This window comes from Pseudomonas sp. BN606 (assembly GCF_029873115.1).
Taxonomy (GTDB): Bacteria; Pseudomonadota; Gammaproteobacteria; order Pseudomonadales; family Pseudomonadaceae; genus Metapseudomonas.
The window spans coordinates 1-15218 of sequence record NZ_SSOF01000057.1 but is presented as its reverse complement, the minus strand read 5'-3'; the positions used below and the strand labels follow the sequence as shown (position 1 = coordinate 15218).

Sequence of the window (15218 nt, the reverse complement as noted above, 5' to 3'; positions counted from 1 at the left end):
CGGGACCCTGCGCACTTTAGGCGCCGGCCGCTTCCCTTTCCACCCGCGAAGGATCACGGCGTACTGGCCGACGGCTGCTAGGCTTGCCAGTATCCGAACCTCCCAACCCATACCATGGAAGGAATGTCTCCATGCGGACCCTCTGTGCGCTGCTGCTGAGCTTGATGAGCGCCGCCCCTTGCCTGGCCGCGGAGTGGTTTCCGTTGCAGGTCGAGGTGGATGGACGCGATGCCAGCTACCGGCCGCTCACCGGCGCGAGCAAGCCCTGGCGCATCTGTGCCCTGTTGCCCCACGGCATGGACCGTTACTGGTGGGGCGTGGCCTGGGGGTTGGATGAGGAAGCGCAGCGCCAGGGCATACAGCTCGGCGTTTACGAGGCCGGCGGTTACCAGTTCCCGGACATGCAGCGCGCGCAACTGACCCGCTGCATCCAGCTCGCCGCCGATGCGTATGTGATCGCCGCAATCGGTGCCAAGGGGCTGTGCGACGAGATCGCCCTGCTGCATCGCGACAAGGTCCCGGTGATCGACCTGATCAACCGCATCGACTGCCCGGGCATCACCGCGATGTCCCAGGTGGATTTCGCCGATATGGCCAAGGCGGCCATGGCTTACATCCGTGATCACAGCGGCGGGCGACCGGTGCGCGTGGGTTGGTTGCCGGGCCCTGAGGATGCCGGTTGGGTCGCTGATGCCGAACGTGGGCTGAAAGAGTTCGGCTCGCAGGCTGGGGTGACGCTGATAAGCGGTGGCTACGGCCCGGTGGACCGCTCCACCCAGGCGGTGCTGGTGCGCCAGTTACTCGCGCGTGAGCCCGGACTCGACTACATCCTTGGCAATGCCGAGGCCGCGGCCTTTGCTGGCCACCTGGTGCGTACTGGCGGCAGCCGCTACAAGGCCCAGGTGGTTTCGCTCTATGCCACGGAGCGGGTGCTGGAAGAAATCGCCGACGGCACGGTCCTCGCCTCGCCCACTGACTCGCCGGTTATCCAGGCACGGGTCGCAGTGGATCTGGCGATCCGTGCGCTGGAGGGCAAACAGTCGCCGCAGCGGGTCAGCCCGCGAATCGAAGTCATCGACAAGGACAGCCTTCAGCGATTCGACATCAGCCGCCTGATGCCGCCCAGCGGGCACTGGATGATTCGGCAGGACCTGCCGGAGTAGGGTTGCCGAACAGGAATCCGATGTGGGAGCGGTTTCAACCGCAATGGGATGCCACGCGGATCGCGAATGAATTCGCACAAGGGAAATTGACCCGAAACGAAAAGGCCCCTGGTGCGCTGCACCAGGGGCCTTCGTTGTTGCGCAGGTGCCTTACAGCTTGCGAACCGGGGTTCCGCGCACCGGCTTGTCGCCCGCCACGTAGTAGTCGGCGGTGCTGCGCGGCAACGGCTTGCGCCCGCGGATTCGGTCGGCGATCTTCTCGGCGATCATGATCGTGGTCGCGTTGAGGTTGCCGGTGATGATCTCCGGCATGACCGAGGCGTCCACCACCCGCAGGCCTTCCATGCCATGCACGCGGCCCTGGCCGTCCACCACAGCCATGTCGTCGGTGCCCATCTTGCAGGAGCAGGATGGGTGGAAGGCGGTTTCGGCGTGGGTTCGGATGAACTCGTCCAACTCGGCATCGGACTTCAGGTTCGCGCCCGGGCTCAGCTCGCGGCCACGGTACGGGTCGAGTGCGGGCTGGCCCATGATTTCGCGGGTGATGCGGATACCGTCGCGGAACTCCTGCCAGTCCTGTTCGTGGGACATGTAGTTGAACAGGATGCTCGGGTGCTGGCGCGGGTCCTTCGACTTCAGGTGGATGCGACCACGGCTCGGCGAGCGCATGGAACCCATGTGGGCCTGGAAGCCATGTTCCTTCACCGCATTGCTGCCGTTGTAGTTGATCGCTACCGGCAGGAAGTGGAACTGAATGTTCGGCCACTCGAACTGCGAGCGGGTACGGATGAAACCACCGGCTTCGAACTGGTTGCTGGCGCCCAGACCGGTGCCGAGGAACAGCCACTGTGCGCCGATGGCCGGCTGATTCCACCATTGCAGGGCGGGGAACAGCGACACCGGCTCCTTGCAGGCGTACTGCAGGTACAGCTCCAGGTGGTCCTGCAGGTTGGCGCCTACGCCTTGCAGGTCATGTACGACCGGAACGTCGAGATCGCGCAGCAGGGCAGCAGGGCCGACGCCGGAACGTTGCAGCAGTTGCGGCGAGGCGATGGCGCCGCTGCACACCAGCACTTCGCGGCGGGCACGCGCGGTGATCGGGGTGTCGCTGTTGCCCTTGAGGTAGGCAACGCCGATGGCACGCTTGCCGCTGAACAGGATGCGGTCGGAAAGGGCGTGGGTGACGATGGTCAGGTTGGGGCGGTTGCGCGCCTGGTCCAGGTAGCCGCGACCGGTGGCAGCACGACGGCCTTCCGGGGTCACGGTACGGTCCATGGGGCCGAAGCCCTCCTGCTGGTAGCCGTTGAGGTCGTCGGTACGCGGGAAGCCAGCTTGCACGCCGGCCTCGACCATGGCGTGGAACAGCGGGTTGTTGCCGGTCTTGGGCGTGGTCACGCTCACCGGGCCGTCGCCACCGTGGAAGTCGTTCGGGCCGATGTCGCGGGTTTCCGCCTTGCGGAAGTAGGGCAGGCAGTCCAGGTAGGTCCAGTCCTCCAGGCCCGGGGCCTTGGCCCAGCCGTCGAAGTCCAGGGCGTTACCGCGGATGTAGCACATGCCATTGATCAGCGAGGAACCGCCAAGGCCCTTGCCACGGCCGCACTCCATGCGGCGGTTGTTCATGTAGGGCTCCGGATCAGTCTCGTAGGCCCAGTTGTAGCGGCGACCCTGCAACGGATAGGCGAGGGCGGCGGGCATCTGGGTACGGAAGTCCAGGCGGTAGTCCGGGCCGCCGGCTTCCAGCAGCAGGACGCTGACATCGGCGTCTTCGGTCAGGCGCGTGGCCAGCACGTTACCGGCGGAACCGGCGCCGACGATGATGTAATCGAATTCTTGGGACATGTGGCTTACCTGCTAGAAAAACCGGAGTCGCCTCCGGGGCACGGCATCTTGTTCTATGGTGCGGCCCGGTATGCTCCGGGCCGCCTGGGCGCTGGCGTCGGTCAGAACACCGAGTAGTAGTCGCCCATCTCGACCTGTACGGACTTGATGCGGGTGTAGTGGGCCAGGGTGGTCAGGCCGTTCTCGCGGCCGACACCGGACTGCTTGTAGCCGCCCACCGGCATTTCGGCGGGGGACTCGCCCCAGGTGTTGATCCAGCAGATGCCGGCTTCCAGCTTGTGGATCACACGGTGGGCGCGGGCCAGGTCACGGGTCACGACGCCAGCGGCCAGGCCGTAGTCGGTGTCGTTGGCGCGGCGAATCACTTCTTCTTCGGTGTCGTAGACCAGGATGCTCATCACCGGGCCGAAGATTTCCTCGCGGACGATGGTCATGTCGTCGGTGCAGTCGCTGAACACGGTCGCGGCCACGTAGGCGCCCTTGGCGTATTCACCGCTGGTGACGCGCTCGCCGCCGATCAGCAGGCGTGCGCCTTCCTTGCGGCCGGCTTCGATGTAGCCGAGCACGCTTTCCATGTGGGCGAAGCTGGTCAGCGGGCCGAAGTTGGTGTTGGCGTCTTCCGGATTGCCCAGGCGGATGCGCTTCACGCGCTCGACCACCTTGTCCTCGAAGCGGGCCTGCAGGGCGCGCGGCACGAACACTCGGGTGCCGTTGGTGCAGACCTGGCCGGAGCTGAAGAAGTTGGCCATTACGGCGATGTCGGCGGCGCGGTCGAGGTCGGCATCTTCGAAGATGATCAGCGGCGACTTGCCGCCCAGTTCCATGGTGACTTCCTTCAGCGAGGAGCTGGAGGCGCTGGCCATCACCTTCTTGCCGGTTGAGGTGCCGCCGGTGAAGGAGATTTTCTCGATCTGCGGGTGCTCGGTCAGCCACTGGCCGACTTCACGGCCGCTGCCGGTCAGCACGTTGAATACGCCGTCCGGCACGCCGGCTTCGGTGTAGATCTCGGCCAGTTTCAGGGCGGTCAGCGGGGTGACTTCGCTGGGCTTGAAGATCATCGCGTTGCCAGCGGCCAGGGCCGGGGCGGACTTCCACATGGCGATCTGTACCGGGTAGTTCCAGGCGCCGATACCTGCGACCACGCCCAGGGGCTCGCGGCGGGTGTAGACGAAGCTGGTTTCGCGCAGCGGGATCTGCTCGCCTTCGATGGCGGGGATCAGACCGGCGTAGTACTCGATCACGTCGGCGCCGGTGACGATGTCCACGGCGCGGGTTTCGGCCAGCGGCTTGCCGGTGTCCAGGGTTTCCAGTTCGGCCAGTTCGTCATTGCGCTCGCGCAGGATATCCACGGCGCGGCGCAGGATGCGCGAACGCTGCATGGCAGTCATCGCGGCCCACACCTTCTGGCCTTCGATGGCGCAGGCGACGGCGCGTTCGACGTCTTCCTTGCCGGCGCGCTGGACGTTGGCCAGGACTTCACCATTGGCCGGGTTGATGGTCTCGAAGGTGGCGCCACTGGTGGAGTCGACGTAGCGGCCGCCAATGTAGAGCTTCTGTTCTTCGAATCGGGCCATGGTGGTTGTCCTCTCTAGGTGTTGTATGCGCAAGGCGGGCGGCTCAGGCCGCCTGCTTGGTCAGTTGTTGATCAAGGAATTCGTAGGCGAGCCGGCGGGCCTGCTCGGTTTCGAAGGCTTCGCCGGAGAGCGCGCCGCGCAGCCAGAGGCCGTCGATCAGGGCGGCCAGGCCACGCGCTGCAGTACGGGCGCTTTCCACATCGAGTTCGCGGCGGAACTGCCAGCAGAGGTTCGAGTAGAGGCGCAGGTCGTTGATGCGTTGCAAACGGCGCAGGGACGGCTGGTGCATGCTGCTGGCCCAGAAGGCCAGCCAGGTCTTCATGGCCGGGCCGTTGACCTGGGTCTCGTCGAAGTTGCCGTCGATGATGGAACGGATGTAGCCGCGCGCACTGTCGTCGCGCATGGCTTTGCGGCGCTTGCGCACTGCGTCCTGCAGATCGTTCATTAGGAAGCGCATGGTGGCTTCCAGCAGTCCGTTCTTGTCCTGGAAGTAGTGGCTGATGATTCCGTTGGAAACCCCGGCGAGCCGCGCAATGTAGGAAATGCTGGCGTCGCCCATGCCTACCTGGTCCACCGCCTCGAGTGTGGCGTGAATCAGTTGGGTGCGCCGCAGGGGCTGCATTCCGACTTTTGGCATGGGTTTCCTCCGCTTCCGGAACCATTCCGGTAGGTCGAAAATCAGCCTACTTTATTTTTATTGAACGTTCAAACAACAAAGAATAAGCTGCGCACCATGGAACGGGATGCGGCAGTTCGCCGCACCTGATTTCAGGCCTTCGGCCGGGGGTTGCCACCCGTCGCCGGTCGCGGGCGCGGGTCTGTCGTTGCGCCCTGTGGGCGCCTGCTTTCACTGCCTTGGTATTTCCAAATGAGTAAAGCTCCAACAACAAAAAATCATGAGAAGGTGCGCCTGAACCCGGTCGTGTTCTTCGGCTCCACTGCGCTGATCATGCTTCTCACGGTTGCCTTGATTGCGTTCCCCGAGGGCGCCGGCAGCGTGCTCGGCAAGGCCCAGGCCTGGCTGTCGCGCAGCTTCGGCTGGTACTACATGCTGGCCATCGGTGCGTACCTGTTCTTCGTCCTCTATGTCGCCTTCTCCCGCTACGGCAACCTGCGCCTGGGTGCTGACGACAGCCGTCCGGACTTCAGCTACGGCGCCTGGGCCGGCATGCTGTTTTCCTCGGGCATCGGCATTTCGCTGCTGTACTTCGCGGCGTCCGAACCCATCGACCACCTCTACAACCCGCCGGAAGGCGAGCCGGGCAGCCAGGCCGCCGCGCGCCAGGCATTGCAGTTGACCTTCCTTCACTGGGGTGTGCACGGCTGGGCCATCTATGCATTGGTGGGCCTGGCGGTTGGCTACTTCGCTTACCGTCACAACAAGCCCCTGGCGCTGCGTTCGGCGCTCTACCCACTGTTTGGCGAGCGCCGTATGAAGGGCGCGGTGGGTAATGCAGTGGACTGTTTCGGCATCTTCGTGACCCTGCTGGGCCTGGTGACCAACCTGGGTATCGGTTCGCTGCAGGTGTCCTCCGGCCTCGAATACCTGTTCGGCCTGCCCCATAGCCAGGGCTCACTGCTGGCGGTGATCCTGGTGATGAGCGCGGTAGCCACCCTGGCCGCGGTATCCGGGATCGAGAAAGGCATCCGCCGCCTGTCCAACCTGAACATCATCCTGTTCAGCGGCCTGCTGGTGTTCGTGCTGCTGGCCGGCGAGACGCTGCACCTGCTCAACGGCTTCGTGCAGAACCTCGGTGACTACCTCAACGGCCTGGTGCTGAAGACTTTCGACCTCTACGTCTACACCGGCCAGTCCGGCAAAAGCGAAGAGTGGATGGGCCTGTGGACCCTCTTCTACTGGGCCTGGTGGATTTCCTGGGCGCCCTTCGTCGGCATGTTCGTGGCTCGTATCTCCCGTGGGCGCACCGTGCGCGAACTGGTCAGCGGCGTGCTGCTGATTCCGCTGGGATTCACCCTGGCCTGGCTGTCGGTATTCGGTAACAGTGCCATCGACCTGGTGATGAACCAGAACGCAGCGGATCTCGGCAAAGCCGCGCTGGAGCAGCCGGCCATGTCCATCTACCTGCTGCTGGAGCATTACCCCTGGTCCAAGGCGGTGATCGGCCTGTCGATCTGTGTTGGCTTCGTGCTCTTCCTCACGCCTGCCGACTCCGGCTCGGTGATGCTGGCCAACCTGTCTCGCGAGGAAGGTGACCTGGACGAAGACGCGCCCAACTGGCTGCGTATCTTCTGGTCCGTAGTGGTGACCCTGGCGACCATCGGCCTGCTTTTCGCCGGCAACTTCACGGCGATGCAGACAGTGGTCGTGTTGGCGGGCCTGCCGTTCTCGGTAGTGCTGCTGCTCTACATGTTCGCCCTGCTCAAGCAGATGAAGGCCGACGTGGCGGCGCTGGAGCAAGCGCCGAAGCACCCGAAAGTCGTCCAGTTGCATGGCGAAGCGGCCTGATCGGCCAACAACTCTGCAATGAAGAAGCCCGGTCTCTGGACCGGGCTTTTTTATGACGCCTGGGCGCTTGTCCTGTAGGCGATTTCAATCGCCAAGCAGGCCGAAGGTCTGCCCCGGTATGTTGAATGGGTCAGCTGCGCTGCCCATCGCGAACGAATTCAGGGATCAGCTCTCGGCCTTGGCCAGTTGCTGGTCCAGGTAGTCGTAGGCGATCTGCAATGCCTGCTCGATATTGAAACCATCACCCGAGAGGGCGCCGCGTAGCCACAGACCGTCGATGAGCGCCGCCAGGCCGCGGGCGGCGGAACGCGCCTGGTCCTGGGGCAGGGTACGGCGCAGTTCGCAGCACAGGTTGGAATAGAGCCGGTGGTCGTTGATGCGCTGCAGTCGACGCAGGGAAGGCTGGTGCATGCTGGCGGCCCAGAAGGCCAGCCAGGTCTTCATGGCCGGGCCGCTGACCTGGCTGTCGTCGAAGTTGCCAGCGACTATCGCACGCAGGTGCGCGCGGGGGGTGTCTTCGCGCAAGGCGGCGCGTCGCTGGCGTACGGCGCTGCTCAGGGCCCCCATCAGGTGGCGCATGGTCGCGTCCAGCAGGCCGTTCTTGTCCTGGAAATAGTGGCTGATGATGCCATTTGAGACGCCGGCGATGCGGGCGATATAGGCGATGCTGGCATCGCCGAGCCCCACCTGGTCGACGGCTTCGAGGGTGGCCTGGATCAACTGCGAGCGACGGATCGGCTGCATTCCGACCTTGGGCATCGGGTACTTCCACCATTTTGCGTGGGAATTGGAAGCGCGCAGTCTAGGGGGAATTTGATTGATCGATCAATCGAGCGGGTTGATCGGGGGAAGGGACGGCCTGCTCTCTGGGATTGAAAGGGGCAGCTTCGCCGCCCTTGACGAATGATTTCACCCCACAGGACTCCCTGAAAGCAAAACGCCCCCGCAGGCAGGGCCGGCGAGGGCGTTTGGACTGCGCGAGCGTGGCTTACTTCAGCCACTCCTCCACGCGCTGCGGGTTCTTGGCGATCCATTCCTTGGCAGCGGCTTCCGGCTTGGCGCCTTCGCGGATGGCCAGCATCACGGCCCCCACTTCTTCGCCGCTCCAGGAGAATTTCTTCAGGAAGGCGGTGGCATCGGCGGCCTTGGCTTCCAGGCCAGGGTTGACCACGGTGTCGACGTGCTCGTCATCGCCATAGACTTTTTTCGGGTCTTCCAGGAAACGCAGCTTCCACTTGGCGAACATCCAGTGCGGAATCCAGCCGGTCACGACGATCGGCTTCTGTGCTTTCTCGGCGCGGGTAAGGGCGGTGGCCATGGCCGGGCCGGAGCTGGGCATCAGTTTGATGTCGAGGTTGTATTGCTTGATCGCATCCTCAGTGCGGCGCATCACACCCGCGCCAGCGTCGATACCGGTGATCTTGCCGTCGAAGTCGGCCTTGTAGGTGTTCAGGTCTTCGATGGACTTGGCCTGCACGTAGTCAGGGACGATCAGGCCAATCTTGGCGCCCTTGTAGTTGGAGCCCAGCACCACGACCTTGTCCTTCAGCTTTTCGAAGTACTCGCCATGGGTGGCGGGCAGCCAGGCCGAGAGGGTGGCATCCAGATCGCCACGGGCCACGCCTTGCCACATGATCGCCGGCTCGACGGGCTTCAGTTCGACGCCATAACCGAGTTTCTCTTTGAGGATTTCGCCCGCGACATAGCTGGCGGCGACGCTGTCGTCCCAACCGTTCACGAAACCGATCTTCAGGGTTGGTTTGTCAGCGGCGTTGGCCATGCCCATGCCGAGGGCAAGGGCGGCGACGCCGAGGGTTTTCAGGTACAGGGATTTCAACTTGCGCATACGTATTGCTCCATCAGGTGGGATTGGCAGCCAACTACGTGGTCGATGGCCCGTTCTCTGGCGGGTTCGCGACGGTGCCCGTCGTGACCCGTCGCCGGGCCACGATTGGCGAAATGCAAGGAAATGGGCTCCGTGAAGGAGCCCGGGGATTACAGGCCGATGTGTTTCTTCACGGCAGCAGCGCCGTCCTGGCCGTCATAGGTGGTAACGCCGGCCAGCCATTTGTCGAGCACGGCCGGGTTGGCCTTGAGCCAGCCGGTGGCGACTTTCACCGGATCTTCCTTCTCCAGGATCTTCTCCATCAGCTGGCTTTCCATTTCGACATTGAACTGCAGGTTGTTCAGCAGCTTGCCGACGTTGGCGCAACGCTGTTCGTAGTCCGGCGGTACCACGGTGAAGACCTTGGCAGCGCCATAGTCCGGGCCGAACACGTCATCGCCGCCAGCCAGGTAGGTGATGTCGAACTGGGTGTTCATCGGGTGCGGTGCCCATCCCAGGAACACCACTGGCTCCTTCTTCTTCACCGCGCGCTGCACCTGGACCAGCATGCCCGCCTCGGACGACTCGACCATACGGAACTCACCCAGGCCGAACTGGTTGCCCTTGATCATCTTGTCGATCAGCAGGTTGCCGTCGTTGCCTGGCTCGATGCCGTAGATCTTGCCGCCCAGCTGGTCCTTGAACTTGGTGATGTCCTGGAAGCTCTTCAGGCCAGCGTCAGCTGCATAGGTAGGAACTGCCAGGGTGTACTTGGCACCTTCCAGGTTGGGGGTCGGCAGCACCTTCACGCCGTTGTCCTTGGTGAAGGGCTCGATCACCGCGTCCATGGAGGGCGCCCAGTAGCCGAGGAAGACGTCGATCTGCTTGTTCTTCACGCCGGTGAAGGCGATGGGCACAGACGCCATGATCTTGCGCGGGGTGTAGCCCAGTCCTTCGGTCAGCACCATGGCAACGCCGGTGGTGGCGGCAATGTCGGCCCAGCCGATCTCGGCGAAACGAACCTGCTTGCAGCTCTGCGGCTCCTGAGCCCAGGCACCCTGGGCCAGCGCGCAGGCCAGCAGGCCCAATGCAGCGACTTTCTTCATTTTTTTCATTAGCGACTCCCTGACATTGAAAAGGTGAAGCGTTCTTAGTGCGCTTGCTGCCGCTGCAGTTTGGCTCCGAGCCGGCCAAAGACACTGCCACGGGTCGATGTCTGGCGGGTACCGAAGCTTTCGGTGATGCGGTCGAGGATGATCGCCAGCAGTACCACGGCCATGCCGCTTTCGAAGCCCAGGCCGATGTCCAGGCGCTGGATACTGGCGAGTACGTCGTTACCCAGACCGCCGGCGCCGACCATCGACGCGATGATCACCATGGACAGCGCCATCATGATGGTCTGGTTCACGCCGGCCATGATCGACGGCATGGCATTCGGCAGCTGCACTTTGTATAGCAGTTGCCAGCTGTTGCAGCCGAAGGATTGACCGGCCTCGACGATTTCCTTGTTCACCTGGCGGATACCCAGGGCGGTCAGTCGCACCGCCGGCGGCATGGCGAAGATCACCGTGGCGATGATGCCGGGCACGCGACCGAGGCCGAAGAGCATGGCCGCCGGGATCAGGTAGACGAACGCAGGCATGGTCTGCATGAAGTCCAGCACCGGGCGGATGATCACGGCGACGCGCTCGCTCTTGGCCGCCCAGATGCCCAGCGGGATACCGAGCAACAGGCTGATCAAGGTGGACGAGAAGGTCAGGCCGAGGGTGACCACGGTCTGCTCCCAGAAGCCGGTCAGCACGATCAGGATCAACGATGCGGCGGTGAACAGGGCGAACTTGACGCCGATGCGCCAGAGGCCGAGGCCGACGAATACGGCAATCAGCACCCAGGCCGGCGGCCACATCAGGAAGCGTTCGATCAGCTCGGAGAAGCCGCTGACCACGTTGCCGACGCTTTCGAAGGCGCCGCTGTAGTTTTCGAGCAGGTGCTGGACGACGTCATTCACCCAGCTGCCAAGATCCAGTTTCTCGCTCATCGTCATTCTCCCCGCAGGCGGCTCAGCAGGCGGCCTTTGCTGATCGCACCGCTATAGCGGCCACTCTGGTCGACCACCGGGATCGGCCCCTCGTTGATCACCAGGCGCTGGATGACGCTGTCGAGTGGCAGGTCTTCCGGTACTGGGTCGATGTGCTTGAGCAGGTTCTGCTCCAGGTCCAGGGTGCGGCCACCCTCGACCAGCAGCGCGATCTTCTCGAGGCTGATGGAACCACGGAAGTTGTTCTTCTCGTCGACGATGAAGGCGTAGTGCTTGTCCAGGGCCTGCAGCTTCTGGCAGACCGTCTGTGCGTCCGGCGCCTTGCCGTTGTGCACGAACAGCGGAACGCTGTCGGACTTGAGCTGGCCAGCGGTGAGGTAGCGGCTGGTATCGACCGTGTTGAAGAAGTTGCGCACGTAGTCGTTGGCCGGGTTCTCGATGATCTCCTGGGGCGTGCCCACCTGGATCAGCTTGCCGCCTTCCATGATGCCGATGCGCGAACCGATGCGCATGGCTTCCTCGATGTCGTGGGACACGAAGATGATGGTGCGGCTGTGCTTCTTCTGCAGGTCCAGCAGCACATCCTGCATCTCGCGGCGCTTGAGTGGGTCGAGGGCGGAGAAGGCCTCGTCCATGATGATCATCGACGGGTCCACGGCCAGGGCGCGGGCCAGGCCCACACGCTGCTGCATACCGCCCGAGAGTTCATGGGGATACTTGTGGGCGAAGCTGGCCAGGCCGACCTGCTCCAGCACTTCCATGGCGCGCTTCTCGCGTTCCTTCTTGCTCTTGCCTGCTACTTCCAGGCCGAAGGCCGCGTTGTCCAGCACACAGCGCGAGGGCATCAGGGCGAAGGACTGGAACACCATGCTCATGTCGCGGCGACGCAGGTCGATCAATTGCGACGTGGGTAGTTTGGCGACGTTCTGCCCGTCGATGAACACGTCACCGGCGGTTGGCTCGATAAGACGGTTGATCAAGCGGATCAGGGTCGACTTGCCCGAACCCGACAGGCCCATCAGCACGAAGATCTCGCCTTCGTTGACGCTGAAAGACACGTCGCTGACGCCAATCACGGCGCCGCGCTCAGCCAGGATCTTTTCCTTGCTCCAGCCCTGCTTGAGTAAATCGATTGCTTCTTGTGGTTGTTGCCCGAAAACCTTGTAGAGGTTTTGAACCACGATCTTTCCAGACTGCATGGGATATTTCCCCTTCAGTAGACATCCAGGACAGCTACACGGAGCCAGAACCGGCGCTCGACGACGCTCAGCCCGGTGATGCCGACTGTCTTGCCTGTGTGGATAACAATGTTTCGAGAACCTCGCAGCCCTCTGGCAGTGTTACGAAACCCATTCCCTGGGCGGGTTCAGCACCTCGGCCGGAGGTGCGCGTACTTCCGAAATTTCTTATTAGGCCGACCTCTATTCGGGGGGAGGTCGCCGCTTGTGTTCTTCGGTCCGGAGCGGTGTGCTCACGGTCTGCCGGTCCACGGGAACCGACAGCGACGAAATCGGGTGACTCAACGATAAAGCCTTGAGGCCTTGGCAATTGTCGGTTTGCGACGTTCATATGTTGCGCGACGACATGGCCTATGGATATCGCAGGGTGCGACGCATCACGGCGCTTTGGCCTGGGTAAGGGTCACCGGTAGCGCGCTGCCGTCACGCGCGGTGACACCCTGCAGCCAGGCAGCCAGGGTGTCGGGATTGGCTTTCAGCCATGCCTTCGCTTCGCGTCTACGATTGGTGCTCTGATTCAGTATGGCCTCCATCAGGTGGTTCTCCATGGCCAGGCTGAATTTGAGGTTCTTCAACAGTCGCCCCAGGTTCGGGCACTCCTGTGTCAGGCCCTTGCGCACGGTGGTGTAGACCGTGGCGCCCCCGTAATTCGGGCCGAACCAGTCGTCCCCTCCCTCCAGGTAATGCATCTGCAACTGGTTGTTCATGGGGTGCGGCTCCCAGCCGAGGAACACCGCCCATTGCTTGAGGTGCTCGGCGCGCTTCACCTGGGACAGCATGCCGCCCTCGCTGGACTCCACCAGTTTGAAGTCGGCAAGGCCGAAGGTGTTCCCCGCGATCATCTTCTGGATCAGCTTGTTGCCGTCGTTACCTGGTTCGATGCCGTAGATCCTGCCGCCCAACTGCTGCTTGAACTTCGCCAGGTCGGCGAAGCTCTTGACACCGCCTTCCCAGGCCGCCTGGTTTACCGCCAGGGTGTACTTGGCGCCGGTGAGGTTGGCGCCGAGACTCTCCACCGTGCCTTTATCCAGGTAGGGGCGGATGTCGTTTTCGCTTGCCGGCATCCAGGTGCCGAGGAAGACATCGATCTTGCCGTCACTCATCGTCTTGTAGGTGTCGGGCACCGATAGGCGTTTGACCTTGGTGATGTAGCCGAGCTCGCTCAGCACGTGGCGGGTGACGGCGGTCGTGACGGTGATGTCGCTCCAGCCGACGTCGGCGAAATGCACCGTGGAACAGCGTTCTGGATCGGCGGCGGCCAGGGTCGATTGGGCACTGAACAGGGACACAGCCAGCAGCGACGCTGCCAGCAGGGGAGTGGTGGGTCGAGTCATGGGAAGGGTCCATCCACAGCAGGATTTATTGTCGTTTTCCGGACTCGCGTGGCTGTCGGACTGCTGCAGGCCCCCGCCCCCGGGCGCGGGAATGATGCGGGCCAGACGCATCGCCTGACTACCGACCCGGTCGCACTCAGAACTTATCTGTCGCGGGTAATGCAAGGAAACAGGTGGGAGCGCGGGATCGCCTGTGGGAGCGATTTCAATCGCGATTGCAGGCCTTGGGCCTGCCCCTTTCTTCCTTGTGGAGTCACTGCGTACACCATTCGCGAATGAATTCGCTCCCGCAAGGGCAGGCCGTTCCGTGCATCGGGCACGACGTATTTGGATACGAGCAAGTCGGTGTGGGAAGTCCTTGCTTCGTTGAAATGTCGATCATGGCGCCAAGTGTGATCCTTACCGGAGTTGCCTCGTGGCTATCAGCGTGTTCGACCTGTTCAAGATCGGTATCGGCCCTTCCAGCTCGCACACCGTGGGCCCGATGCGGGCGGCGGCGCTGTTTGCCACGGCGCTGCGCGAGCGCGGCCTGCTGGAGCAGGTGACGCGGGTCGAGGTGCGCCTGTACGGCTCGCTGTCGGCCACCGGCGTCGGCCACGGCACCGACCGCGCGACCCTGGTCGGGCTGATGGGCGAATGGCCGGATCGGGTCGACCCGAAGCAGATCGCCCCGCGCATCGAGGCGCTGCAGGCGTCCTGCGAACTGCTGTTGGGCGGCAGCCACCCGGTGGCCTTCGACTGGCAGCGCGACCTGCTGCTGCTCGAGGAAAACTTGCCGTACCACCCCAACGCCATGACGCTGATCGTCGAAGGCGAGGCGGGTGAGCTGCACCGCGACACCTACTACTCCATCGGTGGCGGCTTCGTGGTCGACGAGGCCCAGGCCCGCTCCGGCCAGCTCGACCAGGACACCACCGAGCTGCCTTACGACTTCTCCAGCGCCGAAGAGCTGCTGGAACTCTGCCAGCGCCACAACCTGCGTATCGCCGAGCTGATGCTGGCCAACGAGAAGGCCTGGCGCAGCGAAGCGGAGATCCGCGCCGGACTGCTGAAACTCTGGGACGCCATGCAGGAATGCGTGAGCAATGGTCTTGGCCACGAAGGCATCCTGCCCGGCGGGCTGAACGTGCGCCGGCGTGCCGCCAAGCTGCACCGCAGCCTGCAGGAACTGGGCAAGCCGAACGTGATCGGCAGCACCATGAGCGCCATGGAATGGGTGAACCTCTACGCCCTGGCGGTGAACGAGGAAAACGCCGCCGGCGGGCGCATGGTCACCGCGCCCACCAACGGCGCGGCGGGGATCATCCCGGCGGTGCTGCACTACTACATGCGCTTCAACCCCGAGGCCACCGAGGACGACGTGGTGAACTTCTTCCTCGGCGCGGCGGCGGTGGGCATCCTGTGCAAGAAGAACGCGTCCATCTCGGGTGCCGAAGTGGGCTGCCAGGGCGAAGTCGGCTCGGCCTGCGCGATGGCGGCGGCGGGGCTGGCGGAAGTGCTGGGGGCGACCCCGGCGCAGCTGGAGAATGCCGCCGAGATCGGCCTGGAGCACAACCTCGGGCTGACCTGCGACCCGGTGGGCGGGCTGGTGCAGGTGCCGTGCATCGAGCGCAACGCGATTGCCGCGGTGAAGGCGATCAACGCGGCGCAGATGGCGCTGCGCGGCGATGGCGAGCACTTCATCTCGCTGGACCGGGTGATCCGCACCATGCGCGACACCGGCGCCGACATGCACGACAA

12 protein-coding genes are annotated in these 15218 nt (G+C 63.6%); 3 read left to right on the top strand and 9 right to left on the bottom strand.

Annotation, left to right across the window (positions count from 1 at the left end; all coding sequences use genetic code 11):
* Window positions 1-131: 131 nt before the first annotated feature.
* Entirely contained in the window at window positions 132-1163 is a 1032-nt protein-coding gene (torT, locus tag E8E75_RS09450; protein WP_120653498.1) for a TMAO reductase system periplasmic protein TorT, read from the top strand.
* 150 nt (window positions 1164-1313) lie between these two features.
* Here the strand turns inward: torT and betA are convergent, their stop codons facing one another.
* The 3 genes from betA to betI (E8E75_RS09435) form a co-directional block, all read right to left on the bottom strand.
* Complete coding sequence (gene betA, locus E8E75_RS09445; RefSeq protein WP_153918783.1) at window positions 1314-3002, bottom strand: choline dehydrogenase; 1689 nt, start codon at window positions 3000-3002, stop codon at window positions 1314-1316.
* 101 nt (window positions 3003-3103) lie between these two features.
* Window positions 3104-4576: a betaine-aldehyde dehydrogenase gene (betB, locus tag E8E75_RS09440; protein ID WP_120653496.1), complete on the bottom strand. Its 1473-nt coding sequence runs from the start codon at window positions 4574-4576 to the stop codon at window positions 3104-3106.
* Between the two features lie 43 nt (window positions 4577-4619).
* On the bottom strand, window positions 4620-5213 hold the full coding sequence (gene betI / locus E8E75_RS09435) for a transcriptional regulator BetI (RefSeq protein ID WP_120653495.1): 594 nt from the start codon (window positions 5211-5213) through the stop codon (window positions 4620-4622).
* Between the two features lie 285 nt (window positions 5214-5498).
* On the opposite strand from betI (E8E75_RS09435), the gene E8E75_RS09430 reads away from it, so the two are divergent.
* Window positions 5499-7043, top strand: a complete 1545-nt coding sequence (locus E8E75_RS09430) for a BCCT family transporter (protein ID WP_120655300.1) — start codon at window positions 5499-5501, stop codon at window positions 7041-7043.
* Window positions 7044-7208: 165 nt separating this feature from the next.
* Here the strand turns inward: E8E75_RS09430 and betI (E8E75_RS09425) are convergent, their stop codons facing one another.
* The 6 genes from betI (E8E75_RS09425) to choX form a co-directional block, all read right to left on the bottom strand.
* The gene (betI, locus tag E8E75_RS09425) at window positions 7209-7802 is read right to left on the bottom strand and encodes a transcriptional regulator BetI (RefSeq protein WP_120653494.1); all 594 of its coding nucleotides are present in this window, start codon (window positions 7800-7802) and stop codon (window positions 7209-7211) included.
* Window positions 7803-8031: 229 nt separating this feature from the next.
* Window positions 8032-8889: a glycine betaine ABC transporter substrate-binding protein gene (locus E8E75_RS09420; RefSeq protein WP_120653493.1), complete on the bottom strand. Its 858-nt coding sequence runs from the start codon at window positions 8887-8889 to the stop codon at window positions 8032-8034.
* Window positions 8890-9038: 149 nt separating this feature from the next.
* The gene (locus E8E75_RS09415) at window positions 9039-9983 is read right to left on the bottom strand and encodes a choline ABC transporter substrate-binding protein (RefSeq protein WP_120653492.1); all 945 of its coding nucleotides are present in this window, start codon (window positions 9981-9983) and stop codon (window positions 9039-9041) included.
* Window positions 9984-10018: 35 nt separating this feature from the next.
* Complete coding sequence (locus E8E75_RS09410; RefSeq protein WP_120653491.1) at window positions 10019-10906, bottom strand: proline/glycine betaine ABC transporter permease; 888 nt, start codon at window positions 10904-10906, stop codon at window positions 10019-10021.
* A 2-nt stretch (window positions 10907-10908) separates the two neighbouring features.
* Entirely contained in the window at window positions 10909-12105 is a 1197-nt protein-coding gene (locus E8E75_RS09405) for a glycine betaine/L-proline ABC transporter ATP-binding protein (RefSeq protein ID WP_120653490.1), read from the bottom strand.
* Window positions 12106-12521: 416 nt separating this feature from the next.
* Window positions 12522-13478, bottom strand: a complete 957-nt coding sequence (gene choX, locus E8E75_RS09400; RefSeq protein WP_120653489.1) for a choline ABC transporter substrate-binding protein — start codon at window positions 13476-13478, stop codon at window positions 12522-12524.
* Window positions 13479-13893: 415 nt separating this feature from the next.
* Here choX and E8E75_RS09395 point away from each other — a divergent pair.
* Window positions 13894-15218, top strand: a 1325-nt coding sequence (locus E8E75_RS09395; RefSeq protein ID WP_280358601.1) for an L-serine ammonia-lyase, incomplete at its 3' end; no start/stop codon positions are given.

Excerpts from the sequence above, each read along its gene's own strand:
- torT (WP_120653498.1), top strand. The coding sequence starts at position 132 with ATGCGGACCCTCTGTGCGCTGCTGCTGAGCTTGATGAGCGCCGCCCCT.
- betA (WP_153918783.1), bottom strand. The coding sequence starts at position 3,002 with ATGTCCCAAGAATTCGATTACATCATCGTCGGCGCCGGTTCCGCCGGT.
- betB (WP_120653496.1), bottom strand. The coding sequence starts at position 4,576 with ATGGCCCGATTCGAAGAACAGAAGCTCTACATTGGCGGCCGCTACGTC.
- betI (WP_120653495.1), bottom strand. The coding sequence starts at position 5,213 with ATGCCAAAAGTCGGAATGCAGCCCCTGCGGCGCACCCAACTGATTCAC.
- betI (WP_120653494.1), bottom strand. The coding sequence starts at position 7,802 with ATGCCCAAGGTCGGAATGCAGCCGATCCGTCGCTCGCAGTTGATCCAG.
- E8E75_RS09420 (WP_120653493.1), bottom strand. The coding sequence starts at position 8,889 with ATGCGCAAGTTGAAATCCCTGTACCTGAAAACCCTCGGCGTCGCCGCC.
- E8E75_RS09415 (WP_120653492.1), bottom strand. The coding sequence starts at position 9,983 with ATGAAAAAAATGAAGAAAGTCGCTGCATTGGGCCTGCTGGCCTGCGCG.
- E8E75_RS09410 (WP_120653491.1), bottom strand. The coding sequence starts at position 10,906 with ATGAGCGAGAAACTGGATCTTGGCAGCTGGGTGAATGACGTCGTCCAG.
- E8E75_RS09405 (WP_120653490.1), bottom strand. The coding sequence starts at position 12,105 with ATGCAGTCTGGAAAGATCGTGGTTCAAAACCTCTACAAGGTTTTCGGG.
- choX (WP_120653489.1), bottom strand. The coding sequence starts at position 13,478 with ATGACTCGACCCACCACTCCCCTGCTGGCAGCGTCGCTGCTGGCTGTG.